Origin of the sequence: Corynebacterium sp. HMSC036D02 (genome assembly GCF_001836165.1) — a bacterium.
Lineage (GTDB): Bacteria > Actinomycetota > Actinomycetes > Mycobacteriales > Mycobacteriaceae > Corynebacterium.
This window is the reverse complement of sequence record NZ_KV827648.1, coordinates 215,176-240,554: the sequence shown is the minus strand read 5'-3', so window position 1 is coordinate 240,554 and position 25,379 is coordinate 215,176. Positions and strand designations below refer to the sequence as shown.

Sequence of the window (25,379 nt, the reverse complement as noted above, 5' to 3'; positions counted from 1 at the left end):
TTAAGAAGGTCTCGTCAGAAAGTTTCGTCGAGGTCTGAGAGGTCCGGTGCTTCCGGCTGGCCAAACGTCGGCGGCATGGTCGGGGCTTCGCTGGTGCTCTGCCCCGGCGACTTAAAGCCCATGTGGTCCATGTCATCCAGATCATCCAGAGAGAAGTCCGAGGAATCCTTAAAGGACGGAGCACCAGACGCCGCATCCGGGATCAAGTACTTGAAATCAGTGATCTTTCCGTACTGCACCACCGTCACAGAACGTGAGAGCTGACTGGTCAGTGCGGTCTGGCTGTCCACCTCCACGATGCGGGTGCGGGAGCCGTCGATTTCGGTATATCCTTCAGCGCCACCCGCGTTGGTCAGCGCATTGGGGCTAAAGGCCTGAAGAGCGCCCTTTTCCTGGTTCATGCCGTCGAGGAACTCGGCGGTACTCTGAACGCGGCTGCCGCCTTCCTCACGGAAGGTCACGCGGCTGAGGTATTGCTGCAGGCTGCGGGCCATGCGGGGATCCGTAATAACCTTCTGCCATTCCTGTTGCTTGAGGTCGCGGTCCTGCATATAAGGGTGGTCAAGGCTGCGCGATAGGTTATCCAACGCAGTGCTGGAACCGAGGCCAGCCATGCCCCACATCTCATTGAGTGCCACTGCCGAGTGGCCAGTGCGGTTGCGCTCAAAGGTGTCATTCATGTCATCGAGCAGGGACTTGAGCGAGCGGTGCGCCCACTCCGTCTGGAAGATGTGGGAGCGGATTTCATCCGTCATGCGCACGGCATCATCGCGGTTGAGCACGGCCTGGGCAATGCGAGCGTTCTCCGGAAGACCCGACTGCGGTGTCCGCAGATGATCGCTCGACGTCTCCTTGCGGCCAAAGGGCGCGTAGATAGCGCGGCCCAGCAATGCCGACCAGCTCAAGAACTGGTTATAGGCATTGGAGATACGCGAGATTTCTGCCGAGGCCGTCGCCAGATTCTGCGCGGCGATCTCTTGGTTGCGGTTCAACAGCTTGCGGCGCTGCACGTAGTCAAAGATCTCGCGCTGGGCCTTGGTAAAGACCGCCCAAGAACACACGAGGAAAAGAAGAACAGCCAGGATAATACCCACGACGTACCACGGCCAGTCGAACCACTGCAGGTACTCACCCAACGGCAAGTCCGCGTTGTAGCGGCCGGCCACCATGTAGGTCATCAGAGCAAGCACCACGAAGAGCACGATCCACATCGTGCGCAGCTTCCGGGTCAGCGCTTTGTTCTCCGCATTGAAGTCACGCGCTTGGAAGCTGTTGGCCAACTCTTGCAGTTCGCGTGCCTTGGCGTGCGCGTCGCGGTACTTCTGCTGGGCGTGCCCCAGCTTCTCCCAGAGGCCCTGGCCCACCTTCCACGCGAAAGTGGTGCTGTTCTTTGCTCGCCACGAAGCAAACTCGTGCTTCTTGCGGCTGACTGCTTCATTGCGGGTCTGCTGGCTGGTGTACTCAATATCGGCAGCGAAGCGCTCGGCACCCACCGGATCGAAAGGCGCAACGGTTGCCTGGGACTCGTGCGTATAGCCCAACGTGCTGGTCATGAGCGGATGGAAGCCCTCGAAAGAAGCGCTGACATCCTGCACGGACTGGCCACCGTATTGCACGATGTACATGTTGCCCTGGTTATTGCGCAGGCCCTTGGTGTCGATGCTGTCGCGCCAGGATCCGTCGACAAGCCCGAGCGCATAATCGTGATAGGCCTCCCACGTGCGCGAGAGCTGCGGCTCCTGGCCCAAGGAGAACTGTTGCTCGCGGGCGACCCGCATGGTGTGCTCACTGGCTTGGCGCAGCTCGTCGACGCTCGTCGCGCCGCTGCCCTTGCCGGAGTGCCCGGCCAAGACGACCTCCACGCTGGAGTCCGCACCGTAGAGCATCTTCTGCAGGAAGGTAGCCGCGTTCTTGTTCATTGCGCCGCGCTGGCCCTCGACCCAATCTTGCGGCTTGCCCACCACGGTGGACCAGTACAAACGCAAGTTATCCTTCAGCGCCGCCCAGCCGCTGACCTTGTGGGACTGCAGCTCCTCATAGGCGGTCGGAGCGCTCACCAACGGGGAAATCTCCTGGTTGATGAACATCTGGGCGCACTGATCCGTCAGTTGCTCCGGATTGGCGAAGTGCACGGCGCGGGAAATGTTATTGACCTGCGGCTGCGGTAAGCGCTGGCCGGGATCGAAGACGGCCTTCCTGACCTTGTCCTCGATATCACCGGCATCGATGGTGCGGTGGAAGGCGCGCACCAAACGGAAGCGCTGCCGGTCACCGGTCTCAATGACGCGATGCGTATCCGGATCCAGCACTGCCGGCTCGGGCATGCCGCGCCACAGACCGAAGATGCTGGCTACGGCTGGGGCCGCAAACTGTGCAAGCTCGAAGCCATCTGCGGTGCGCTTGATGGGGCGAATACGCGAAGAAGCCGGGGTTCCACCCTCCTCCGGGGAGAGCACGAGGTTGCTCCAGCCCTGCAGCGGAGCGATGTCCACGCTCTCACGTGGCAGGGCGGAGAGCAGCAAACGCACGCGCAGGTTGGAGGCTTGAATCAGGCGCTGATCGACGGCCCCGACCCACTCCGTGAGCTTGGCGACGTCCTGCGGTTGTTCCGCATCCATCGGGTCAATGGTGGCGAGGAGGACGTCCCCGCTGAAGCTGCGGAGGGCATCGTCGAGCGTCGACAAGCGCGCCGTGCCCTCCTCAGTGAAGGAGCGCACAACAGCCCCGCTGGTGGGGTGGGCATAGTCAATCCAGAGGAAGTCCTGCAGGAGGCCAACCGCACGCAAATCGCTAAGTCGCGAACGGATGTCATCCGCGGTGGCGCCGTGTCCGAAAAAGATTACGTTCGTCATTAGAAGGTGTCATCCAGGTCGTTGAGGTTGAATTCCGGTGCGACGTCCTGGCCAAAGCCGGAATCGGAGCTGCGCACCTGCGGGGCAGGCTGGGCGACGGGATTTTCCGCCACAGTCTTAGCCTGGTTCAGGTAGTTGCGGATAACCGGAACTACCTCGATGACGTCCAGCGCCAAGTCACGGTAGTACGGCGTGTGCGATGCGACCTCGCGGGAGCGTACCTCCGCAAAGGGCTTTTCCTTACGTCCCTGTCCCGGCAAGGAGTTGGTATGGCCCGGCACAAAGTGATCTGCGCCGCGGGTGAACTTATCCAGCTCCTCCACGAAGGATTCGTAGCGGTCCTGGATGGAGGTACCCATGACTCCACGGTTCGGAGCTTCACCGGATGCCAAGAACTGCGCGAGGCGGTGAACCACCGGGTGCGTGGACGCACCGGAGTGGGCGAAGTCCAGGCCGTCGTCGAAAAGCCCACGCAACAGCTGGTACGGGTAGAGCGAGGAAGCGAATCCGTAGCGCCCGGTTTCCTGCACCTTCGCGTAGGCGATGAAGATGGACTCCAGAACCGAAGGCATCCAATCGGACTTCTTGATCATGCGGCGCGGCGAGATAAGCAGCGGATCCGGGAAATCAACCCAGCCATTCACGCCACCATCCGTGTCATCAAAAATGTGGGCTGCTGCATTGGCTGCATCGGCGTTGGAAATGTAGACGCGGCCGGTGATGCGTCCGATGATCCAGCCTGCCACCATGGCTTGACGCTCCGTCTTCGTCAACGGCAGGGCTGCCGGCAGCGGGCGGGTGCGGCGTTCCGACCACCAGGAACCGTCGAAATTGTCCTGCTTCTCGATGTCTTTGGCGATGTAATTGAACATCGAAGAGAAGACGATCGGCGAGTAGTTGGGGTAGGAACCGAAGATCTCGATGTGCTGGACATGGTCCGACATGTTCAGCGAGTTGCGCAGCGCCACCGTGGAAGGTCCGTCAATCTCCGGGCGGCTGAGCACCGACTCCAGCTGGGAGGCAATGCCAGTTTCTGCAGAGCCGAGCTCCGCAAACGGGATATCGGAGAAGGAGTAGGTGTACTGCACGGACTTGCCGTGAATGCGCTGCACCATGTCATCGTTAACAGCGGCCAACGGGCGGGCATAGCTCAGGGCCAGCTGGAAAGCCTCGATGAAGCGGCGCTGGCGCTCTGCGTGCTCGACCTCGTTGATGTCCGGGGTAAGAGTGAGGTAGCGGCGCAGATCCACCGAGTTGAACTTTTGGAACTCATAGTCACGGCGGTTAATCCACTGGCGCGAACGCTCCAGAAGATCAGTCGGGCGGATCTTGGCATGGTAGTGCGCGCGCTGGGATTCGCGGGATTCACCAGTTTGCGGATGGCGCGAGAGGTACTTGGACACCCAGCCAGCACGGTTGGAGTAGGCATCGTTGGTGCGCTTCTGCGGGGCCAGGGTGTCATTCGGTGCCTGGGCCGCATCGAGCGATTCCCATTCACCGCGGATGACCGCACGCACCGCAAAGGGATAAGCCTGCTCGTAGTTGGTGACATCTGAGGTGGACTGCTGGCCCTGGATGGTACGCAGCATCTGGTCACGGTAATCCGAGATGAAGGTATTGACGTCCGTCAGCATAATCTCGTTCTCGGCACCCTTGAAACGGGTTTCCACGACCTCATCGAGCTCCGTCGGCCACGAGTTGACTTCGTCGGTGCGGACGTCAGCCAACTTGTTGGTCTCCGGGCGCTTCGACACGGCCTTCTCCAGCACCGCGTGGGCATCCCCCAACTCACGCTTGAGGTGGAAGAGGTTCTCATCGGCGTAGTCCTGCAGGACATCCTTAAGCAGGTGAGCAATGGCCATGAGGGCGTAGCTGTAGAACTGGTTGAAGTACAGGCCCATCAGAGCGTTAACCGTAGGAGTCGGGTCCGTCATCTGGCCCTTGCCGGTCAGCGGGCTAAGAATAGGATCCGCGCCTTCCGGCTTCGCCAGCACGCGGGTGTTTTGGTAGTAGCCGGAGTACTCAGACAGGCGCGGCAGGAGGCGGTCGGAGTTGGTGAGCACATCCGTGATCTTGGAGAGCATCTCGCGCACATAGGGCACACCCACCGCAGCCAGCTCCGACTCCACGGTGGCGAGGACACCATCGCTGAAGAAGTTGGCGTAGCGGTAAACAATGTCATAGGCGGCATTGTTCAGAACCGATGCGATGGCCTGCTCATTGCGAGGATCTGCCATGTTGCCCTCAAACTCTTCACGCCATTCGTTGACGTTGCGACCCTGGCCCACCGGAATAAAGTTCTGCAGGTGCTTCGCAGCGCTGTCCGCAGCCTGCTGGGCCTGACCGCCGAACACGCTGTTGAGCCAGTTCCAGACGCTGCCGCTATCGATTTGTCCGCCCTGCGCCCAGGAAGGATCAAGAGTCATAGAGCTAAAGGCGTTGGGCAGACGCTCCTCTAGCTTCTTAGCAATCTGCATCTCACCGGCCTCGGGGTTCTGCGGGTCGAGGTGCCCGTTGAAGAGGCGCTCGAAGGCGCTGCGGGCAAGGCGCTGGGACGAGTATTCGGCAAAACGGTCGCGGCCCATCGAAACCTGGGCATAGCCCAGCGAGCCCCACGGTAGACGGCCCCACGGCGTGCCGTCTGGGCGATCCCAGCCGAAGAAGCGGCGGCCGCCGTCACCGGCCGGGGTGTTAGTCAGCGCGTAGGACACGAGGTTATCGCTGGCCTTGGTGGAAGCCATCAGCCCCGCCAACGCACGGCCCAGGCCGCGGTAGATGGACATGGCGGAACCATCGCCGAAGCGAGCGCTGGTAGTACCCATCTTGGAACCGATGGGGAAAATACGGCCGAAGGTTTGCCCCTCCGGCGGGGTGCCCATGTCGAAGGCCTCGAAGATAGCGCGGTCATGCTCATAGGCGTTGCCCATCTGCGCGGCGACGACCTCACCGAACATAGCCAGCGAGTTCGGCCACGCGCCGGCCATGTCATCCGCCTTGTTATCGGCGAAGATTTCCGGGGTGTACATGAAGATGAGGGTGCCCTGCGGGTTCACGTTCGGAATAGTGGTGAGCACACGGCACACATCCAAGAACATCGAGGCACCCGCGCCACCCGCCATAGATGAGACAACGAGAACAACCGGCTGGGAATCACCGGTATCGGTGTCCAACTTGGTCTGCTTGTAGTTGAGGCGGTTGAGCTCCTGGATTGCCTCCTGCGTGAACATCTCATCCACCGCTTCCTTGAGCGACTGGCGGATCTTCTTGAGATTCGGAAGGGTCAGCATGCGGCCAATTGCGCGGTACTGGCCGGCGCCGTCAGCCAGCTTCACGTCGTTGGTGGAGGGGTTGCGGGTGGCCCACGTTGCGATCTCACCGAGCTTGCCGGCACGGCCCAGGATGCTGGACACGCCCTCATCGAAGGTGTTGTAGTTCTGGCGGGCACCAATGCCTACGTAGTGGCCGCCGTTCTGGGTAACATTCGGCAGCTTCTGCGGGCCCGCTTCCTCTTCGAGCGGCACATCGATGTTGACGAACTGCCAGGCCTTGGGCAACTCGGTCATATCCGGGTCAATGCTTCGCAGCTCGGCCTTGAGCTGGTCCATCATGAACGCCAGCGTCTTGGCGCCGGAGCCACCGCAACCGACGACGAGGAACTTCTTCATCTTTAACTACCTTTCGAAGGGGAGGTTCGCTTCTGTGCTGTTTATGGCTGTTGTGTGCTGCTCAACCGGCTTAGCCCTGGGAGCCGAATCCCGGGGCTGGGGGCCAGCCGCCGTTATTACCAGGGTTACCAGGATTGTCTGGGCGCTGCTGGCCCGGTTGGCCAAAGCTCGGGCCGCCGCCGAAACCAGATCCACCACCAAAGTGTGGTGCTCCGCCGAAGCCGGGGCGCCCCGGCTCTTCAGCACGACCTGGCTGGCTCTGCGGTGATGGGCCCGAAGGCTGGGACTGGCCGAAACCACCAGGTTGCGACGCCTGTTGCTGCCCACCAGGGCGGGGAGCCCCAGGTTGCGGAGCACCCTGCTGCGGGGCGCGTTGCGGCGGCGGACCGCTCGGCGGCTGGGAGCCAGGCTGGTTCTGCGGGACCGGCTGCCCCGGCTGGCCTACCTGCGGCGGCGTCTGGGCCTTCTCAGCCTTTTCGGCTGGGAATTCGACTTGGTCAAAGAGTTGCAGGGCCTGGCGGCTGATTTCCTTCGACATCTCGTCGCACGCGCTAGCCTGTGCCAACGTATCGATGGTCATGACAATCTCGCCGGAATCGCGGTCCTTCTTGTTGCCGATGAAGAACCACGTATTCTGCACCGCAAGCGGCAACACTGCCCGGTAACCGGACTTCTTGCCCTTGCCGGAAATAGTGCCATCGCGCTGGACCTCCACGTGGGCCGCAGTGAAGGGGCTCAACCCCATCTTTACCTTGGCATCGTTGCTGCCCAAGCGCGCAGAGCGTCCGGTGGTCTCTACCGGAACAGCGCCCTGGAACTCTTCCTTGGACACCGCGAACGGGCGGCCATTGTCGGTTCGCACGAGGTTAGCGCCCTCGCGGCGTACCGGGATGGTCTTCGCAAACATTCGGGGCTTTTCCGGAATACGGCCGCTAACCCACTTCATGAGGTACAAGATGGCCAGCGGAATCAGCAGCGCAAGCAACACCGCGAGGACAAAGGAGAGGCCAAAAGCAGACTTGCTCAATGGTGCGGTCATGGAGCCCTGCAGCGTCAACGGCAGCTCCATTTGCTGGTTATCCTCAGCAGATTGCAGGTTAATGACCGGCTCCACACGCAGCGGGCCATCCGCCATCTCTTCCACGCTGAGGGTTACCGGGATGGTCGCCTTCTCATCCTTGGAAAGCTCGAGCGCGGAATCTTCCGAGTTGTGCTTGGAACTCACCGCAACGGAAGGAACTCCTGCGGGAAGCATTCCGCCCTCAGAATCCATGGTCTGGTCCGCTACCCACACCTTGCCGGGGCCGGTCACGGGGACGTCGACAGTAATCTCTTTCTCCGTCATGGTGATCGTCTGTGCTGAGCCCACCGTTGGCATATTGACCGGGGTAACGGTCAACGGCGTTTCTGCATTGATGGGATCCAGCTTCGAGCCCGGACGCTCACCGGTGTCCTTAGTGGTGATCTCCACGCGGGTGACGAGCTGACCAGATGCTGCGCTTTCCACCTTCTCCAGCGGAATATCTACCTGCTGCCCATCAGTGATCGGCGCATTCTCTACGAGGGTGACCGGGGAGCCGTCCTCTGGTACGAACTCCGCATACAGGGTTCCCTCACCCTCTAGTGCACGGGGTTCGCCTTTGCCATCGACCAGCTGTCCCTTCAGGATCTTGTCCGAGTTGATGCCGCCTTCTACCTTGGCCCCGTCTTCGGTCTTGAGGTTCAGGTTAAGGCCCGGCACCATGACGACGGATGCGAGGTACTCACCTTCCGTGCCTTCAGCCACCTTGTAGCCAAAGGTCCAGGCACCTTCCCAGGCGTCGCCCTCCTTTTCCATGGCGATATCAACCATGCCCGGCAGCTTGTTGTTCTCCGTCACGGAGACCTTCGCGCCGGCGACGCTCGTGGTATCAGGTTTAAGCTCCACGGTTTCGCCATCGGGACCAGTCAGGGTCGGGATAAGTTCGCCCTCACCCACCGAATTCTTCGGCACCGCGGACAAACGCACGGGAGACACGGAGTTATCAAGGACGAAATCAAACTGGTCCTTGAAGTTACCGTCCTTAGTTACACCACCCGAGGTAGGGATGAGGTTACGGAAGGCCGCGAACAGCGCTGCTGGGTCCTCACCCGCGTCAAAGAATGCACCGTTCGGGGCACCCTGGCCGCAGTCCTCACCCTCCGCCATGCGAGTGAGCTGGCGAACCTGATCCTGAGCTTCCGCAGCTGGCACGAGGCCCACGTTAAAGAGGCGGATATTGGAGTTACGGAACGCGGTGACAGAGGAATTGACCTCACACAGCTTGTCCTGAGCGCCCTGAAGATCGTTGGCCTCGGCGTCGGTGTAGTACTTACCATCGGTAAAGAACACGATGCCGCGGCAGCTACTGCCTTGGTGAGAAGCGAGTTCCTTCAACGCGCCTTTGTAGGCCGCGCCATAGTTGGTCTCTAGATCCGCAACGCGGTCCTCCTTGCGGAATTTATCCAGTTCACCCTGCAGGGCATCAGCCTTACCGGAGACATTGGTCCATCCGCCATACTCGGCCGGATCGCTGTAGTAGTCGGATCCAAAGCCAGCGAGTTTCACGTTAATGTCAGCGCCATTGTCTTCCCCGAGGTTGGCCAGCTGCTTCACGATGTCCGCCGTGGCATCAACGCGGAAGGCATCGGCGTCCGTCGGCTGCGAGCCCTCATAGCCCACCAAGGACGCTGATTGGTCAAGAACGAAAAGCAAGTCCGCAGACTTCTCGCGGGCAATACAGGAGCCGAAATCGGAGAGGTTCTTTTGTGAGACTTCTGAAAGTGCGGATTCGGAGCCGATTCCCTCAGGGCGCTCTTCCGGCTGCGCTTCCGGGGCGTCCGGGGCTTCCGGGGGCGGCGGAGCATCCTGCGCTACCGCTCCCAAGCTGCCACCGAACCCAGCGATTGCCATCGCAGCGGATAAAGCAAGTACTCGTGTGAACTTCTTCATTAGGCGCCAACCGCCTTTCCTACGTAGAAGGCGATTTCCACCGCAGCAACAATGACAAGAACAAAGCTTCCACCCATGATGATGCGGTAAAGCAAAGTTTGCGTGGTGTCCTCAATATAAAACGTCTCAGCTTGGCGCTGCGTATTCTTCAGCGTGTAAAGACCCAAGAGGATAAAGGACACGATTCCGGCAAGCAGCCATCCGCCGATAGCCAGAACAAAGAACAGAGTCTGCGTCGGTGAAGCGACGAGCGGCGCAATCACCAACAGGATCAGCGCGATAACTGCAGAAACGCCAGCGGCAATGAGCAGCGGCCACGGCCCCTTCGTTGGGCTCGTCGGTGCTGCCACCTGACGGCGATAATCTGGCGCGGGCGAGGATTCACCGAAACCGTCAGACGAGCCCGGCGCGCCGAAAGAGCCGCCTGCCCCTGAACTAGGGTTAGTACCTGCAGGGCTTCCCTGGGCAGAGCCGAAACCGGAGCCTTGACCAAAATCAGGACCGGAGGAAGGGTTCTGCGCCGGATTCGGGGCACCAAAGCCACCAGGGCCCCCAGACCCACCGGGCGCGCCGAACCCGGAACCTGCACCTGGCTGATTAGCTCCTTGCGGCGGGCGCCCGCCAAACTGCGGCGACGATCCTGGGGAACCAAACGTCATATCGATGACCTTCCCTTAAACAAAGTTGGGCCACCGGCGAACCTGGTGCCTCCCCCATCTAGCGACGCAGAAGGTAGAAGATCCGCCGGAAAGCTCTAAGGATTAGAAACCAAGGTAGCCGCACCCCCTGACATGACGTGTCTTTCTCTGGCTTCGAAATTCGAACGCGCCCGAATCTCTTCGAGCGCGCACCACGCACACAATAGACAGGAAACGTTCAGGGAATACGAAAACGTTGCAAGCAAAAGAATGCCATACCAGAGGCGTTTTTTCTGCCCACTTCGTAGATCTTTATGGGCTCATCGCCGAGAGCACACCCCCGAAACAGCCAGTTCCACTGCAGGTTCTCAGGAAACAGCTGGGTGAGGGAGCACTCCCCATTGAAGGAGAATCAAACTCCCCATTTCTACTTCCCCCAGTTTCGTGGAAAAATGCTGTTCCATGACAACTCAATCGGCAACCGCAACCACCACAAACGGTGGCGAGAGCATCCGATTCATCCCGGTACATTCCACTTTGTACCCGTGGCTGGTCGCGGTGTTCGTCGTTACCTTCCTCATCTCGAACATCAACGCCACGAAGGGCGTCCAGCTCGGCCCGCTCATCACCGATGGCGCCTTCTTCCTCTTCCCCATCGCCTACATCGTGGGCGATGTTCTCTCCGAGTGCTATGGCTTCAAGTCCACCCGCCGCGCCGTTTATATCGGTTTTGCCATGGCGCTTCTGGCCGCAGTTTCCTTTTATATTGCAATCTGGCTGCCCGCGGCTGATTTCTACGAAGGCCAGGAAGCTTTCGAAGCAACTCTTGGCCTCGTTCCGCAGATCCTGCTGGCTTCCCTCGTCGGCTACGTCGTAGGCCAGCTGCTCAACTCCTTCACCTTGGTGAAGATGAAGGCTCGCAGCGGTGAGAAGGGCCTCATCGCCCGCCTTGTTACATCCACTGTCGTCGGCGAATTCGGCGATACCCTGCTGTTCTGCGCCATCGCAGCACCCGTCATCGGCATCGACTCCTTCAGTGGCTTCCTGAACTACGTCATCGTGGGCTTCCTCTGGAAGACCGCCTGCGAGGTCATCATGCTTCCGCTGACCACCCTGGTTATCTCCTGGGTCAAGCGCCGCGAGGACTACGTGCCTATCGACGAGGCCGAAACCTCTACGGCAGCGCCGTCTAAGTAGCAGCGACCCGTCCCGAATTCCCCCTTGGCACGCACTGTGCTGAGGGGGTCTACTTCTCTCTTCCCTTCATCCATCATGCGTAATACGATGCATTCACAGGAGCAAAGGAGAATAAATGGCTGCAGAGGATTCCGGCGAGCGGTTTAATCTTGATGAGGTCTTAAAGGACATCGACGATGCATAAGCATCTACGAACTTCCCTCCTCCCCATCCTTGGCCTGGCCACAGCCTTCAATCTTGTGGCGTGTTCGGGCACGGAAGAAGAGTCGTCGCCCGAAACGACGAGCCACGCGGCACCGGAAACGACGACGGTGAGCAGTGAGGCGTCGTCAAGCGCAGCGCCCACCCCTCCCCCGCTCAACCAAGGCCCAGCACCCGCCCTGACCGGTACGTTTGAGATGGACGGCCCAGCCACCATCACGGGCGCGACCTATGATTCGATGCCCTTCGTCGTGCCCCTCAACCCCGCCGGGCCACAAGAGACCATGGTGCGCTGGGTGCAAGACTGGGGTGAGTCACCCGCCACGGCGGAGCAGGGCACCACCTACGTATTGGGACATGCCTGGGGCCAACAGAAACTGGTGTTCAACCCCTTCTCCGAGGTGGTCACCGCCAACGTCGATCTGAGCAACCCCACCACCGTGGAGGGCCTCGACGGGGCGCAGGTGCAGCGCTTTGCGACGCCCATCCTCAACGGCTCCCACATCCGCATGACCTCTGCCGATGGTGCCGGGCGCGAGTGGATCGTGGATAACGCCTTCCTCGTGGACAAGGAGCAACTCGGCAGCGACGCCGACCTGATGAATACCGAGGTTCCCGGGCGCATCGTACTCATCGCCTGTGCCGTAGACGGCGCAACAGACTTGGAGTACAACGTCATCGTCACCGGTCACTTGGCGTAATAGCGCCCCAGGAATTCATCGCGGTAGGCCTCGTAATAGCCGCCGTCGATGGACTCCCGGATGTTATCCACCAGCCGAATCATGAACTCTAAGTTGTGGATGGTGCACAGCGTTCCCGCCAGGAATTCCTTGGCCTTGAGCAGGTGGTGGATGTAGGCACGGGAGTAATTCTCCGAGACATAGCCGCCGAATTCCTCGTCCACGCCAGCAAAGTCCCGCTTGAAGCGCGCATTGGTGAGGTTCATGCGTCCATCGAGGGTGTACACACCACCGCGGCGCGCCAGACGGGTCGGCGCCACACAGTCGAAAGTATCGGCACCAGCCTCAACGGCGGTAAAGATGTCATCCGGTTCAGAGATACCCAGCAGGTGCCGGGGCTTATCGACGGGCAACTCATCGCACACCCAGCCCACAATCGTGCCCAGGTTCTCCTTCTCTAAAGCGCCACCGATGCCGAAGCCACCGAAGCCGCGACGACCATTCGCCTCGGCGCGATCGGAAAGCTCCACCAGCCCGCGAGCGGCCTGACGGCGCAGGTCCTCGTATTGCGCGCCCTGTACCACGCCCCACAGGGACTGGCGCGGCTTCTGCGGGCCGCGGGCAAGCGTCAGGCGATCGTGCTCATCCAGGCAGCGCTGCGCCCAGCGGCGCGTGCGCTCCACAGATTCCTCCTGGTAGGTACGGGTATCCACCAGCGTGGTGAGCTCATCGAAGGCAAACATGATGTCCGCGCCCAGACCATGCTGGATCTGCATGGAGACCTCTGGAGTGAAGCGGTGCGTGGAGCCGTCGATGATGGACTTAAAATCCACGCCATCCTCATCCACCTGCGCCATGCGTTCCTTCTTGGCCGCGCGGATGTCGGAGTCCGTCAGGTCCGCCACATCCATGGCGAGGACCTTCTTAAAACCCACGCCGAGGGACATGACCTGGAATCCGCCCGAGTCGGTGTACGTCGGCCCATGCCAATTCTCGAAGGTAGCCACGCCACCAGCCTCGTCCACGATGTCGTGGCCCGGCTGCAGGTAGAGGTGGTAGGCGTTGGACAGGATGGCCTGCGCGCCGGTCAAGCGAATCTGCTCCGGGGTCAGCGTCTTCACCGTGGCCTTGGTGGCCACCGGGATGAAGGCCGGGGTCTGAATATCACCGTGCGGGGTATGGATAACACCGGTGCGGCCGTGCTTCCCCGGTTGTGCTGGACCGCTTAAGTCCAGCTCCTTCTTCACGTCGAAGGAAAGGTCGGTCTCAAGCTGCGGCTTAGGGTGAGTCATAGGGAACTATTCTACGGGCTGCGCTGCCTTATCCTCTGCTTCACGGGATACTGCCGCGTGTTTGCGCTCCCATTCTTCCTCGAGTGCGGTGCCCTCGATGTCCAGCTGCGGGATCAGCTTGTCCAGCCACTTCGGCATCCACCAGGTGGTGTGCCCCATGAGGAACATGGTGGCGGGGACAAGCGACATGCGGACTAAGAATGCGTCGAAAAGCACGCCCGCCGCCAGCGCGAAGCCGAAGATCTGGATGAAGGGCAGGGGCTGGCTGATGAACGCCACAAAGACGGAAATCATGATGATGGCTGCGGCGGTGACCACGCGGGCACCGGCGGTAAAGCCGGCGATGGTGGCCTCGTCGTTGGCGTTGTACCGACTGTACTTCCCGCCGCTGCCCTGCGGGTAACGGGAGAAGTGCTCGCGCATGCGGGTGACCAGGAAGACCTGATAGTCCATGGCCAGGCCGAAGGTCACGCCGATGAGGAAGATGGGCATGAAAGAAATCAGCGGGCCGGGTGCTGGCACCAAGCCGGTGAGGCCGTCTTGCCACACCAAAACGGTCAGGCCGAAGGCTCCGCCGACGGAAAGCAGGAAGCCCAGGCCCGCGACCAACGGCACCAAGATGGAGCGGAACACTGCCAGCAGCAGGAAGATGGCCAGGCCCACCACAATGGCGAGGTACGGCCCCATGGCTTCCTCGAGGCGCTCGGTGATGTCGAGCTGCACCGCGGTCAGGCCCGTCATGCCGATCTCGGCACCGGTGGCATCCTCCAGCTCCGCACCGGCAGTACGCAGGGCGGCGGCGGTGCCAACCGTGGCCTCATCCGTAGGCGCTGTGGTGGGGCTGACCATGATCTGCGCGGACTTCATGTCTTTGCTCACGCCCACCAGCTGGGCGTGCTTGACCCCGCCCACCTGGTTGAGGCGCTGCACGGAATAGATGAAGGAGGAAAGTGCGGCCTTCTTCTGCTCATCTTCCTCATCTTCTTGGCCCTGGATATAGGGCTGTAGCGCCGCGGATTCCGGGTTGGCATTGGCGCCATCCACGATCACCAGGAAGGGGCCGTTGATGCCGGGGCCAAAGCCTTCGGACAGGAGGTCCGCCGCCTTGCGCTGGGTGGTATCCGGGTTGGAGGTGGTATCCGCTGGCAGGGCCAGCTCCATGTGCAGAACCGGGGCCGTCAAAGCTCCGAGGCCAAGCACCACCAGCGCCATGACGATGCCCGGGGCGCGCTGCACCGCGCGCACCCAACGGTTACCCATCGTTGGCTTCGTGCGGCGCGGGCGGCGCTTCGTAGGGTTGCCGGCAACGCCGGGGATGCGTCCGGCGAAGGCCTTATCACCGAGCAGCCCCAGCATCGCGGGCACCAAGGTCAGCGCCACAAGCACGGCCATGAAAACCGTGCCCGCAGCGGCCAGGCCCATGGCGGTGAGGAAGCTAATGCGCGCCACGAGCAGCGCAAAGAGTGCGATGAAGACCGTCGCGCCGGCGAAGACCACCGAGGAACCCGCCGTGCCAACAGCCATGCCGGCGGCATCCGGCCCGTCCATGCGGGAGCGCTCCTGCCGGTAGCGCGACATGATGAACAGCGCATAGTCGATGCCCACGGCCAGGCCAATCATGACGGCCAGCACCGGAGTGAGGTTGTTGAGCTCCATCCAGTGGGTCGCAATCATGACACCCATCGCTCCCAGGCCCACGCCCACGACCGCGGAGATAAGCGGCATGCCCGCGGAGGCCAAGGAACCGAAGGTAATAATGAGGACGATAAACGCCACAGCTAGGCCAATGACCTCAGAAATCGAGTTGACCTGGATTTCATCACCGAAGCCCGCGCCGCCGGCCTCTACTTCCAGACCCGCCGCACGGCCAATATCCATGGCTTCATGGACCACGTCTTTATCCGCAGGCTCTACCGAGTAGGGGCTTTCCGCATCAAAGTCGAAGGTGGTGTAGGCGATGGTCTCATCAGCATTGACCATGGCTAGGTTGTCGGCATCCGCCCGCGCGGTCTCCTCCGGCAAGCCCATGGAAGTGAACTGCTCAATGACCTGCTGCTGAAGTGCTGGCGATACGTCGAGCGGGTTACCCCAACGCTGCTGGCTGCCCTCTGGGATATCAAGGCCTTCAGCAATGTGGTGCACCACATCCTCGACAGCTTCTTTGTTCTGCGGATCGCTGAGCTTCTGCCCTTCTGGGGCCTTGAAGACGAGGTTGACCGACGGCGCATTGGCCGGGTTACCGTTCTCCGGGAAGAGCTCCACCGCGCGGCGGGTGGCGTCAATAGCGGGCGTGCCGCTGATGGAGTACTCCGTGGTCATCGGCTTCATCAAGCTCAAGGTCGCTCCGCCCGCGGCCGCCACGATGAAGATCCAGGCGATGATGACCTTCCATCGATTGATGTAAGACCAGCGGCCTAGGTGGTAGAGCAGCTTTGCCACGGAAATTCCCCTTCACATGCGCGATTATTGCTCGCGGTAGCTTTGGCGGTGGACACGAATGTGCACCAGTTTAACCAGTTGGGCTGTGAAGCCCTAACGGTCTCGTAGGAGTTCAACTAACCCTCCAGAGCGTGACCTGCGTTACAATACAGAATTACTGAAATACCCTAGGAGACCCGCTTGTCTACTTTCGTCATCGTCGCCATCGCGGCCATCCTTCTCATTGCTATCCCAGCAGGCATGATGAGCCGACGAATTCACAAACGCACGGAAGACCACGATCCCGAGGCACGCCAAGCCGCGCTGGATTTCCAAAGAGATGTTGATAGAGGGCGGGCCGGCTTCTAAAACATAAAAAGTCCGGCACTCCAGAGCTAAGAACTGGAGTGCCGGATCTGGCGGTGGCGGCGGGATTTGAACCCGCGGTTGGGGGTTACCCAACAATCGCTTTCGAGGCGATCACCTTCGGCCGCTCGGACACGCCACCGCGTTCCAGACTACGGGAGTCATCCCGAGCGACAAAATCGCTGCTCATACCACGCGGCGCGGACAGCGATTCAGCTATTTAAGGCTAGGAATTAGTCCTTGAGGTTACCGATGACCTCGTTGGCCTTATCCTTGACGCCCTCAACGGCGTCGGAAGCCTTCTGCTTAGCCTCGGAGGTGACCTGGTCGGCCTTGCCCTCGTTCTCCAGCTTCTCGTTATCGGTCAGGCCGCCAGCGGCTTCCTTAGCCTTGCCGACGAACTCGTCCTTCTTGTTCTCAAAATCAGCCATGATTCTCTCCTTACTCTCTACTTCTCTCACGTGGACCACCCATCCTACACCCAAATTGCAAGGCGGCTCAGGGGCCACTAACCAGTTCAGGGGCTAAACGCCGCTGCTACGAAGACCCCCGAAGAAGCCCGTGAGCAGCTCCGCGCACTCCTCCTCCAGCACACCGCCGCGTACCTCGGGAACGTGGAGGGCACCGGGGGCGCGCAATACCTCCACCAGCGAGCCGCACGCCCCCGTCTTCGGCTCAAAGGCACCGAAGACCACCGAAGACACCCGGGAAGCCTGAATCGTGCCCGCGCACATCGCGCAGGGCTCCAAGGTGACAACCAGCTCGCAGCCCTCCAGCCGCCAGCCATCGCCGTGCACGCGCACCGCCTGGCGGATGGCTTCCACCTCTGCGTGTGCCGTTGGGTCATTCAGCTGCTCGCGGCGGTTAACGCCGGTGGCGAGTTCGTTGCCGGAGGCGTCGTAAAGCACGGCACCCACCGGGATATCCCCCGCCGGCGTCGTGCGCGCGACCTCCAGGGCGCGGCGCATACGGGCCTTCGCGCGCACCAGCCCCTCCGCTGGTTTAAGAGTCATCCGAGTCGAGGCCGTCAATGAAATCCTCCAGCTCATCGCCAAAGCCCAGCTCGCCGGCGATGCGCAGGAGCATGTCGGAAGGCCAGTCCTCATCGTTATCGATGATGTAGCCCAGCTGGTCCTCATCGAGTCCGAGGTCAGCGAAGATATCAAAGTCGCCGTCGCCGTAGGGGTCGGCGTCCTCCCACTCGTCCTCGTCCAAATCCGGGATATCGATATCGCGCAGGTCCAGGAAATCCGCGGCGAAGTCGTCTTCGGAGGCATAGGTGGCGTCGGAAAGCAGCATGCGCACATCCCCCGGAACCGGGCGCACAACGACGAAATAGTCATCCTCCACGCACAGCAGCGCAAATGCCGCGCCCTCCGAACGGAGGTTGCGCACCGCCTTGATGGAGGTGTTGACGTCGGTGTAGTCATCCTTGAAAGGGCGAATCACCCAGCCGCCTTCGGCACTGGCGACGGTGATGGCAAAGGACAGATCGTCGTGGCTCATACCTCGTCAGATTAGTCGGGTTGTGCCACAATTGTCACCGTGAGTTCTCAAGATGTTCAACGCCCCGTCTGCATTATCGGCCTCGGTCTCATTGGAGGTTCCCTCCTGCGAGACCTAGCTGCTGCACGCCATTCCGTGTACGGCTATAACCACTCCACCTCTGGTGCCCGAACGGCCATTAAGCAGGGCTACGACGTCACCGATGATCTGCCGGCCATCCTGCACCGGGCCGAGGAGGACAACGCGCTTATCGTCGTCGCGGTGCCTATGGATGCGGTTGCTTCGGTCCTCGACTCCATTCAGGAACACGCCCCGAGCTGCGGTTTGACGGACGTGGTCTCGGTCAAGACCGAGGTGCGCCAGCTCATTGTGGAGCGCAACATGCAGGCGCGCTACGTGGGCGGCCACCCCATGGCCGGCACCTCCAAGTCCGGCTGGGAGAACTCCCACACCGGGTTGTTCAACCGCGCTGCCTGGGTTATCACCTATGACTATGCCGCCGAGTGTGAGGCCCGCGGCGAGCGCATCCCCGCCGAGTGGGAGAACATTTTTGCGGACGTGGTCCGCATGACTCAGATGGTTCACGCGGAGGCGGTTCCGGTGCGCGTGGCTAACCACGATGCCGCGGTTGCCCGCATTTCGCATCTGCCTCACGTGCTGGCGGAGACCCTCGCGGTGGTCGGCGATAATGGCGGCATCCTGGCACAGTCCTTGGCGGCTGGCTCCTTCAAGGACGGAACCCGCGTGGCAGGCACTCGCCCGGACCTGGTTCGACAGATGTGCGAGACCAATGCACCCGCACTGGTCCAGGCCCTCGACGAGGCCCTCGAGTTGCTGCACGATGCGCGCGAATCGCTGGCCTCGGATCAGCCTTCCATCGCCGCGCTTGCCGACGCTGGCTTCCGCGCCCGCACCCGCATCGAAGCTCGATCAGGTGCTCGGAAGGAATCGGTCTCCCCGGTGAAGATTTCTTCCCGCCCGGTCTTGCGGCTGCACCCGGGTGCGCCGAACTGGGTGGCGCAGCTGCGACAGACGGAGTCTTTGGGCGGGCGCATCGAGATTTTCTAGCCCGTTGGCCAGCTTCGAGCTCTGACCTTCCGCCCTAGCAGGCGGTTTCCCAACGGGTTCCCCTCACCTGGTTCCAGTCAAAAGGTTTGTTTGCCCCCAAACGAACCTTCTACCTGGTTAAAGATGATTTACTTGCCCCCAAGGGAACCTTTTGACTAATGACTTCTGAGTGGAACCTTTTGCGTACTGCTGGGCATGGGGCGGTTTCCAAAAGGCATCTTGCAAATGGCATTTTGCAGATGGCATTTGTCAAAAGGCGTTTTCTCGCCTGAAAACGCCTTTTGGGGTGTGCACATGGCGTTTTTGGCCCCAAAGACACCTTCTATCAGATGCCTTTTGTGGGGTGCCATCTGGTGACCGGCTGTGAAGCAGCATGCGCCGCAGCGTGGGACGGCGCGGGGCGGCACGACACGACGCGGCGTCGGGCGGCGTAGTGCGGTGGCGTGGGGTGGTGCGGGGCGCTTAGTCGCGGAAAGTGTCGTCGCGGCGCTTGCGGGCTTGGGACTCATCACGCGTGATGCCGAGCAGCGGGTATCCCGCGAGGCCCGCTGCTAGGCCCACCGGCAACATCCACAGCATGCCGGAGGCCAGCCACAAGACCACGCCGAGAATGGCGCCAGCGATGAGACACGGAACGATTTTCTCCTTCATGGAGAAACAGCCTAGTTGCTACCCTGCTCAGCACCAGACTTGCGGCGAAGCAAACGTGAAGCGATGGCCAGCACGATCAGGCCCACCACCCCGGTCACGCCGGCCGTTAGAGCTACGGGCGCACTGACCTGCATCGTGGCTGGCGGTTTCGGGGAATTGTCGGCATTGAGGACGCCGTCGGTATCGCGGCCGCTAGTGACGTCCTCGATCCAGTCGCGAACTTCGACCACGGACGTAATCGCTGCGGTCGGGGAAGGCAGGTCCGGATCCGCATTAGACGTGCCAGCCGTGGCCACGCCCACGAGGCGGCCGTCGACAAAGAACGGTCCGCCCGAGTCGCCGCCCTGCATTCCCTCACCATTGAGGGACTTCACGTCCATGATGGCAGCCGCAATCATCGGGCCCACTCCCCCGAGTTCACCGGCCGGGATACTTTCCGCGCCGTCGGGTCCAACAGCGATCTCTGGCATGTCGCCGCCCTCCATCACCTGGGGCGCGTCGGACGAACCAGGGGCGGGAGCGACCATACCGCCGGGGGCAGGCACTGCCATTTCGCCAGGAGCCATGGCCCCGGAATCACTCGGAGCCACCGGCGTCATCTTCTGGCCAGACTCGTCTGGGGTGGCCGGCGGGGTGCCGCCGGAGAGCAATTCGCCTACTTCCATCTCCGCCATCGGTAGCTGGCCTTTACGGGCCATGCGGGAGCTGCTGCTCCAGCCGTAGAAGTGCCCCTTCTCGCCGGCGGTGGGGACCGCATCCGCGAGCTTAGCGGGCTTGATGCCCTTGACGGGCTCGGTCAGGTGCATGAGGCCGGCGTCGATAGTCGGCGAAACAGCCCAGGAATCCACGTCATAGACGCGAGTGTCCTTGCCCTGGCCAAAGCGGGCCTGCGAGCCCTCGTTGTTGACGGACTCCAAGCAGTGGCGGGCGGTCAGCACCCACTGCTCAGCCACCAGCGTGCCGGTGCAATCGCCGAAGTTTCCGATTTTGCCCATGCGCAGCGCAGCCACGGCGGCGCTTTCCTCCGAGTGAGGTGCGGGCTGGGCGAATTCCAAGGCCATGGCCGGCGCAGCGCCTAGCCCCACGACCAGAGAGCTGGCCACAACAGCAGTTATCTTTCGTGCCACCATTACGCAGCCACCTCCTTGATTGCCCAAGCCACGACCCTCTCGGCCGGACCCTTTCCACAGAACTTCTTCCACAGCGCGCTCAACAGTAGGAACGCGAGCACAAAGCCCAGTGCCGCCATGGTGTTGTGCAGCGAGACGTGCGCTTGCCAGAAACGAGCGGTGAGAATGTGCAGGATATAGATGGTCAAAGACATCGAGCCCATTGCCGCGAAGGGGAAGGTCAAGCGCGGCAGCTGACGGCCGATGATCAGGCACAGGTGCAGCACCACCGCAGTGACCGCCACGGAGAGAAGGATTTCACCGAGCACACCTGTATGCCCGGTAAAGCGCAGCCAGCCGGCGATGTCAGGGTTAAAGCGCTGCCACAGGCCGATGCCGGTAACGACGACGGCCACCGCGCTCGTGACGATCTGGGTGCGGGTGGGGCGGGTGAGGTAGACGTCGCAAAGCAGCATGCCTGCCACCATGTACGCCAGGAATGCCACGAGGGGGTAAACCTGCGGGAGGGTATAGGGAGCGTAGAGCACCGTGGCGCCCGCGGTGGCCAGCGCGAAGAGCAGGACCTTCCAGACAGTGGCGAGCGGCGGCACCCACGCGGTGAGAGCCATGGCCGCGCCCATCACGACGAGCACCACCTGAATCTCACCGCCGACGGGCAACAGCGCCACGCCGATGAGCATGACTATCAGGCCGCGGGCGACCAGCTTGAGGAAGACCCGCAGCGAGTAGTCGCGAGCAAGGATCATCATCGTGGTTCCTGCAATGATGGCGAACCCCGCCGCCGGCAGCCCAGAGAGCACCACTTTGGCGCCCCAGACCAGATTGGCCATGTGCAGAATAATCATCCCGATGATGGCCAAGGAACGAGCAATATCGAGGCCCACTATTCGGGCGCGCGCTGACACCTATTCATCTCCTTGCAGTTGAAAACGTTTAAAGACCGACCAGTGGCTCTGGCCGGTCTTCTTTTTTGTGTCCGTTTTCAGCTCTGCATTTCACCCAGCGCTGCGTGATATGCGTCTCAGCTACTAAGGGCGATCGCTTACTCACCGCGCACAAGGTAAATGCGCTCAGGCGTTGCGGATGCATCGGGGTCCACCATCACCGTTACTGGTCTTTGAAGAAAATCTATGAGGGCCCCGTCCGATTGCGGGCCAAAGCAGATGCTGTCCGACATCAAATCCCACGTGATATCAATCTCACTAGCCTCGTTGCTCTCAAAGTGGAAACCGGCGTTATTGCAGGAGAACTCCAAGTACTGCTCCCTAAAGTTCACGCGAAAGGAATCCGGCTGCTACGCGGACTCCCACTCGGAATTCACCACGAACTCCATCTGCTGCGCATTGGCGGTGACCAGGTCTGCGGGCACGCCAGTAACAATGTTGCGCTGCGAGGATCCAGCTTCCGCTATGCCCGAGCTCCCCGGCAACTCCGAGGAGCCTGCACCCGAGAAGAGGGAGGAAATGAAAAGCAGGATAGCGGAGAGAATCGCTTTGATCATATTTCAGAACACTACCGGGTTTGCCCAACCCACGGAGCCGAAAACGAGAAAAGCCGCCCGAAGGCGGCTGAGGTTTGGTGCGCCCGGAGGGATTCGAACCCCCAACCTTCTGATCCGTAGTCAGATGCTCTATCCGTTGAGCTACGGGCGCAGTCCGTTGGCCTGCAGTGCTTCACACCTTAAGTGCGCGCCCTGCTGTGCAACGAGATGTAACTATACCCACGCTCCGGAAAACAAACAAATCACGACGTAGTTGCCCGTTTTCGACGGCAGCGCAGGACAGCAATTCATCTGCCGTTTACCTCGCAGGAGAGGCTACAGAACTAGTCCGAACACCGGAACGGCAAGCAAATAGACGGTGATGGTGATGAGCACGCAGCCAATCAGGTTGAGGCCGATACCGCCCTTGATCATGTCGCCAATCTTGACGTAGCCCGAGCCATAAGCAATGGCGTTCGGCGGGGTCGCCACCGGCAGCATGAAGGCACAGGTTGCAGCCAGTGCCACCGGGATGGTGAGCAGCAGGACGTTGATGTCGCCATTCTCGGTCAGGCCGATACCCACGGCCACACCGCCCATAATCGGCAGGAAGGTCGCCGCAGTTGCGGTGTTGGAGGTGATCTCCGTCAGGAAGAGCACGAGCAGGGCCACCGAAGCGATGAGCAGGATGATGGGCAGGCTGCCCAGCCCCTTGGCCATCTCACCAATCCACAGAGACAAACCGGACTTGTTGAACATCGAAGACAGGGACAGGCCACCACCGAAGAGCAGGAGCACATCCCACGGCATTTCGCTCGCAGTCTTCCAATCCAGCAGGCGCACGCCAGTCTTCGTGTCGGCCGGGATGGTAAACAGCAGCAAACCAGCGGCAATGCCCACAATGGCGTCGTCGTAGTTGGATTCCTTGCTCACAAAGAAAGGAATGATCACCCAGGCCAAGGCGGCACCGAGGAAGATAATGCCCGTCATGATCTGCGGGCCGGTCCATGGGCCAAGCTTTTCAATCTCGGAATCGATGAGCTCGCGGCCGCCTGGAATCTTGTCCATCTCCGGCTTGAACACGGTAACCAGCATGAACCAGGCAATAAACAGGAAGATGAATGCCAGCGGCATGCCCACCATCATCCACTTGCCAAAGCCGAGGACGATGCCGTGAGTTTCCTTCATGTAGCCCATCAGCAGGGTATTCGGCGGGGTGCCGATGAGGGTGCCGAGCGAGCCAATCGACGCCGAATACGCGATACCGAGCATGAGCGCAGTGGCAAACTTCTTCTGGTTAGCCATGCCACCGACGGCGTCGGCAGTCAGCGAAAGCACCGAAATACCAATCGGCAGCATGACCACTGCGGTAGCGGTGTTGGACACCCACATAGACAAGAAGCCGGTGGCCAGCATGAAGCCGAGGATCAGCTGCTTAGGCGAGGTACCTACAACCTTGACCACGAACAGCGCCATGCGGCGGTGCAGGTTCCAGCGCTGCAGCGCCAACGCGATGAGGAAGCCACCCATGAACAAGAAAATCGTGGACGAGGCATAGGGCGCGCCCACATCCTTAATGCTTCCAACGCCGGCCAGCGGGAAGATGACCAGTGGCAAAAGCGCGGTGGCGGCCAGCGGGATAGCCTCCGTCATCCACCACACGCCCATCAGGATGGTCACCGCGGCGACGGCGCGCAGCGCACTTTGAGTGTATTCAACGTCATCCTTGGCACCGGGTGATTGCAGCACAGTATCCACGGCGTTGCTCGGGAAAATAAACCACACGAAGATGGCCAATGCGAGACCGACAAAAAGGCCAATGGCCATGCGACGCCATTCGCGCGTATCGACGCCGCGGTCGTCTTCACCTTCTGTGTGTGCGGTTGAGACGTGAGTGTGCGGGGTAGTCATCTGCCCCCTCCTTTTCCTGGTTAACCAGCCCCCATTCAGCTGAGAGAGAGTTATTAGGATCGCCGAATGGGCCTACAGCTTCAGGTTATCGAGGTCACAGACTGCCAACAAACGCTTTCCGGTTATTACCCCCGCTAGCGCCATAAATCACCCCTGTTAGCAAACTCTATTGCAGAACAACTGCAAAGTTTGCTCACCAATGTGTGGGCAGCCCGCACGCCACAGCCTCCCCACCCAATTCCCCCTCCTCCGCAGATCCCCAGACCTCGTTCCCGCAACCTGCAGGTGGGCGTCGCTAAGCGCTTGCCGACGCCCCACCGCCCACCAGGGAGTTTCGGGATCGAGGTCTGGGGCTTTAGCGCTGCATACCGCTCGCCGCGCGCGATCCACGCCAATGCGCTAAAAGTAAGCCATGAACAACCTAGGCATATTCCACTACATAGACACCCACATGGTCGATCTGCGCACGCTCACCAACGACGACCCCCGATGGGGCAAAATTCACGCGAGGAAATTCCATAAGCTCGCGTGGTGCTATGTCATTCCCCTGCACCGCTGGCTGCAGTTGAAACCCTGGGAGCGAGAAACCGCAGAGGTCTATGCCCATGCGCGTGCCGCACCGCGGGCAACCCTGTTGGGCAAAGCGGCTGCTCGCATCCACGGTATCCCAACGCTTACAACGCCGAGCGAGTATTTCGCGACAGTCCCCTCAAACTCCGTTCCCCAAAGGTCCAAGCGCCAGTACTTCCGCTACAAGCAAACGAAACTCAACAATCAGGTCACAGAAGTCCACGGCATCCGGGTCACTTCTCTCGCGCGTACGGCGATTGATATCGCACGATTCGATGGGTTCGTCGAAGGACTCGTCGCCGCAGACCACGTGAGGTCACGACGGGTATCAAAGGACACCCTCAACTGGGTACTTGGCGACATGGGCCGCGTGAAAGGAGTCGCGAATGCACGGCGGGCCGTGGAACATAGCGTCAACAGCTCCGAATCTCCCTGGGAGTCCTACGCGCGGGCGCTCATCCTTGACGCGGACCTTCCCGCGGTTCGCAGCCTGCGCGCCCAATACCGAGTCAATCAGTACTACGCCGACCTCGCGATCAATGACTGGCTCCTCATTGAGATCGACGGCAATGTGAAATACGAGAACGAGCTGGAAGAGGTGATTCGGGCCGAGCACCAACGCCAAAAGGCACTCCTCAACCAGGGGTTTGTCGTCTTACGCTTCTCACCCCAAGAATTGCGCGAAGCTCCAGACGACTTCATTAACACCATCGCGCGGCACTTAGCTGCAGGCCCCCGAAACTTCCGCTAGATCCCCAGACCTCGATCCCGCAACCTGCAGGT

The 25,379-nt window shown here is 61.0% G+C and carries 20 protein-coding genes and 2 tRNA genes; 5 read left to right on the top strand and 17 right to left on the bottom strand.

Annotated elements, in window-relative coordinates:
• Positions 1 to 14: 14 nt before the first annotated feature.
• The 4 genes from HMPREF2743_RS01290 to HMPREF2743_RS12915 all read right to left on the bottom strand — a co-directional run bounded on the left by HMPREF2743_RS01290 (position 15) and on the right by HMPREF2743_RS12915 (position 10,147).
• The gene (locus HMPREF2743_RS01290; protein WP_070744412.1) at positions 15 to 2,852 is read right to left on the bottom strand and encodes an AAA family ATPase; all 2,838 of its coding nucleotides are present in this window, start codon (positions 2,850 to 2,852) and stop codon (positions 15 to 17) included.
• Positions 2,852 to 6,517, bottom strand: coding sequence for a tubulin-like doman-containing protein (locus tag HMPREF2743_RS01285; RefSeq protein ID WP_070818054.1), 3,666 nt, complete (start codon positions 6,515 to 6,517; stop codon positions 2,852 to 2,854). The genes HMPREF2743_RS01290 and HMPREF2743_RS01285 overlap by 1 nt, the downstream gene beginning before the upstream one ends.
• A 70-nt stretch (positions 6,518 to 6,587) precedes the next feature.
• Positions 6,588 to 9,488: a VWA domain-containing protein gene (locus HMPREF2743_RS01280; protein WP_070818053.1), complete on the bottom strand. Its 2,901-nt coding sequence runs from the start codon at positions 9,486 to 9,488 to the stop codon at positions 6,588 to 6,590.
• A complete protein-coding gene (locus HMPREF2743_RS12915) occupies positions 9,488 to 10,147 on the bottom strand; it encodes a hypothetical protein (protein WP_246820194.1) in 660 nt (219 codons plus the stop codon). The genes HMPREF2743_RS01280 and HMPREF2743_RS12915 overlap by 1 nt, the downstream gene beginning before the upstream one ends.
• A 441-nt stretch (positions 10,148 to 10,588) precedes the next feature.
• Here HMPREF2743_RS12915 and HMPREF2743_RS01270 point away from each other — a divergent pair, with 441 nt between their 5' ends.
• Positions 10,589 to 11,323 (top strand): queuosine precursor transporter, encoded by a 735-nt coding sequence (locus tag HMPREF2743_RS01270; protein ID WP_070525188.1) that lies wholly within the window; start codon positions 10,589 to 10,591, stop codon positions 11,321 to 11,323.
• Between the two features lie 176 nt (positions 11,324 to 11,499).
• Entirely contained in the window at positions 11,500 to 12,225 is a 726-nt protein-coding gene (locus HMPREF2743_RS01265) for a sortase family protein (protein ID WP_070818052.1), read from the top strand.
• Here HMPREF2743_RS01265 and tgt read toward each other — a convergent pair.
• Positions 12,213 to 13,496: a tRNA guanosine(34) transglycosylase Tgt gene (tgt, locus tag HMPREF2743_RS01260; RefSeq protein ID WP_070818051.1), complete on the bottom strand. Its 1,284-nt coding sequence runs from the start codon at positions 13,494 to 13,496 to the stop codon at positions 12,213 to 12,215. The two genes, HMPREF2743_RS01265 and tgt, sit on opposite strands and share 13 nt — an antisense overlap.
• Positions 13,497 to 13,502: 6 nt before the next feature.
• Positions 13,503 to 15,935, bottom strand: coding sequence for an MMPL family transporter (locus tag HMPREF2743_RS01255; protein WP_070818050.1), 2,433 nt, complete (start codon positions 15,933 to 15,935; stop codon positions 13,503 to 13,505).
• Between the two features lie 180 nt (positions 15,936 to 16,115).
• Between HMPREF2743_RS01255 and HMPREF2743_RS12675 the strand changes: the two genes are divergently transcribed.
• Positions 16,116 to 16,283, top strand: a complete 168-nt coding sequence (locus HMPREF2743_RS12675; RefSeq protein WP_168163157.1) for a hypothetical protein — start codon at positions 16,116 to 16,118, stop codon at positions 16,281 to 16,283.
• A 48-nt stretch (positions 16,284 to 16,331) separates the two neighbouring features.
• Here the strand turns inward: HMPREF2743_RS12675 and HMPREF2743_RS01250 are convergent.
• From HMPREF2743_RS01250 to HMPREF2743_RS01235, 4 genes are all read right to left on the bottom strand, one after another.
• Positions 16,332 to 16,422, bottom strand: a tRNA-Ser gene (locus HMPREF2743_RS01250).
• Positions 16,423 to 16,513: 91 nt separating this feature from the next.
• Positions 16,514 to 16,711, bottom strand: a complete 198-nt coding sequence (locus HMPREF2743_RS01245; protein WP_070818049.1) for a CsbD family protein — start codon at positions 16,709 to 16,711, stop codon at positions 16,514 to 16,516.
• Between the two features lie 93 nt (positions 16,712 to 16,804).
• Complete coding sequence (locus HMPREF2743_RS01240; protein ID WP_070818065.1) at positions 16,805 to 17,248, bottom strand: nucleoside deaminase; 444 nt, start codon at positions 17,246 to 17,248, stop codon at positions 16,805 to 16,807.
• A gap of 34 nt (positions 17,249 to 17,282) precedes the next feature.
• A complete protein-coding gene (locus HMPREF2743_RS01235; protein ID WP_070818048.1) occupies positions 17,283 to 17,786 on the bottom strand; it encodes a tRNA adenosine deaminase-associated protein in 504 nt (167 codons plus the stop codon).
• 39 nt (positions 17,787 to 17,825) lie between these two features.
• Between HMPREF2743_RS01235 and HMPREF2743_RS01230 the strand changes: the two genes are divergently transcribed.
• The gene (locus HMPREF2743_RS01230; protein WP_070818047.1) at positions 17,826 to 18,854 is read left to right on the top strand and encodes a prephenate dehydrogenase; all 1,029 of its coding nucleotides are present in this window, start codon (positions 17,826 to 17,828) and stop codon (positions 18,852 to 18,854) included.
• Between the two features lie 462 nt (positions 18,855 to 19,316).
• On the opposite strand, the gene HMPREF2743_RS01225 is transcribed toward HMPREF2743_RS01230, so the two are convergent.
• From HMPREF2743_RS01225 to HMPREF2743_RS01200, 7 genes are all read right to left on the bottom strand, one after another.
• On the bottom strand, positions 19,317 to 19,505 hold the full coding sequence (locus HMPREF2743_RS01225; protein WP_070525175.1) for a hypothetical protein: 189 nt from the start codon (positions 19,503 to 19,505) through the stop codon (positions 19,317 to 19,319).
• 11 nt (positions 19,506 to 19,516) lie between these two features.
• Entirely contained in the window at positions 19,517 to 20,635 is a 1,119-nt protein-coding gene (locus HMPREF2743_RS01220) for a trypsin-like serine protease (protein WP_070818046.1), read from the bottom strand.
• The gene (locus HMPREF2743_RS01215) at positions 20,635 to 21,540 is read right to left on the bottom strand and encodes a DUF418 domain-containing protein (RefSeq protein ID WP_070818045.1); all 906 of its coding nucleotides are present in this window, start codon (positions 21,538 to 21,540) and stop codon (positions 20,635 to 20,637) included. The genes HMPREF2743_RS01220 and HMPREF2743_RS01215 overlap by 1 nt, the downstream gene beginning before the upstream one ends.
• Before the next feature lie 137 nt (positions 21,541 to 21,677).
• A complete protein-coding gene (locus HMPREF2743_RS12910; RefSeq protein ID WP_246824432.1) occupies positions 21,678 to 21,911 on the bottom strand; it encodes a hypothetical protein in 234 nt (77 codons plus the stop codon).
• Positions 21,912 to 21,929: 18 nt separating this feature from the next.
• Positions 21,930 to 22,136, bottom strand: coding sequence for a hypothetical protein (locus HMPREF2743_RS12905; RefSeq protein WP_246820190.1), 207 nt, complete (start codon positions 22,134 to 22,136; stop codon positions 21,930 to 21,932).
• A 75-nt stretch (positions 22,137 to 22,211) separates the two neighbouring features.
• Positions 22,212 to 22,287 (bottom strand) — tRNA-Arg (locus tag HMPREF2743_RS01205).
• A 164-nt stretch (positions 22,288 to 22,451) separates the two neighbouring features.
• Positions 22,452 to 24,026: an SLC13 family permease gene (locus HMPREF2743_RS01200; protein WP_070525169.1), complete on the bottom strand. Its 1,575-nt coding sequence runs from the start codon at positions 24,024 to 24,026 to the stop codon at positions 22,452 to 22,454.
• Positions 24,027 to 24,438: 412 nt separating this feature from the next.
• On the opposite strand from HMPREF2743_RS01200, the gene HMPREF2743_RS01195 reads away from it, so the two are divergent.
• Positions 24,439 to 25,347, top strand: coding sequence for a DUF559 domain-containing protein (locus tag HMPREF2743_RS01195; protein ID WP_070525167.1), 909 nt, complete (start codon positions 24,439 to 24,441; stop codon positions 25,345 to 25,347).
• Positions 25,348 to 25,379: the final 32 nt, after the last annotated feature.

Bases quoted from the DNA above. Each gene is read 5' to 3' on its own strand.
- HMPREF2743_RS01285 (WP_070818054.1), bottom strand. From the start codon at position 6,517: ATGAAGAAGTTCCTCGTCGTCGGTTGCGGTGGCTCCGGCGCCAAGACG.
- HMPREF2743_RS01290 (WP_070744412.1), bottom strand. From the start codon at position 2,852: ATGACGAACGTAATCTTTTTCGGACACGGCGCCACCGCGGATGACATC.
- HMPREF2743_RS01280 (WP_070818053.1), bottom strand. From the start codon at position 9,488: ATGAAGAAGTTCACACGAGTACTTGCTTTATCCGCTGCGATGGCAATC.
- HMPREF2743_RS01240 (WP_070818065.1), bottom strand. From the start codon at position 17,248: ATGCGCCGCGCCCTGGAGGTCGCGCGCACGACGCCGGCGGGGGATATC.
- HMPREF2743_RS01235 (WP_070818048.1), bottom strand. From the start codon at position 17,786: ATGAGCCACGACGATCTGTCCTTTGCCATCACCGTCGCCAGTGCCGAA.
- tgt (WP_070818051.1), bottom strand. From the start codon at position 13,496: ATGACTCACCCTAAGCCGCAGCTTGAGACCGACCTTTCCTTCGACGTG.
- HMPREF2743_RS12915 (WP_246820194.1), bottom strand. From the start codon at position 10,147: ATGACGTTTGGTTCCCCAGGATCGTCGCCGCAGTTTGGCGGGCGCCCG.
- HMPREF2743_RS01265 (WP_070818052.1), top strand. From the start codon at position 11,500: ATGCATAAGCATCTACGAACTTCCCTCCTCCCCATCCTTGGCCTGGCC.
- HMPREF2743_RS12905 (WP_246820190.1), bottom strand. From the start codon at position 22,136: ATGATCAAAGCGATTCTCTCCGCTATCCTGCTTTTCATTTCCTCCCTC.
- HMPREF2743_RS01200 (WP_070525169.1), bottom strand. From the start codon at position 24,026: ATGACTACCCCGCACACTCACGTCTCAACCGCACACACAGAAGGTGAA.
- HMPREF2743_RS01225 (WP_070525175.1), bottom strand. From the start codon at position 19,505: ATGAAGGAGAAAATCGTTCCGTGTCTCATCGCTGGCGCCATTCTCGGC.
- HMPREF2743_RS01245 (WP_070818049.1), bottom strand. From the start codon at position 16,711: ATGGCTGATTTTGAGAACAAGAAGGACGAGTTCGTCGGCAAGGCTAAG.
- HMPREF2743_RS01220 (WP_070818046.1), bottom strand. From the start codon at position 20,635: ATGGTGGCACGAAAGATAACTGCTGTTGTGGCCAGCTCTCTGGTCGTG.
- HMPREF2743_RS01195 (WP_070525167.1), top strand. From the start codon at position 24,439: ATGAACAACCTAGGCATATTCCACTACATAGACACCCACATGGTCGAT.
- HMPREF2743_RS01270 (WP_070525188.1), top strand. From the start codon at position 10,589: ATGACAACTCAATCGGCAACCGCAACCACCACAAACGGTGGCGAGAGC.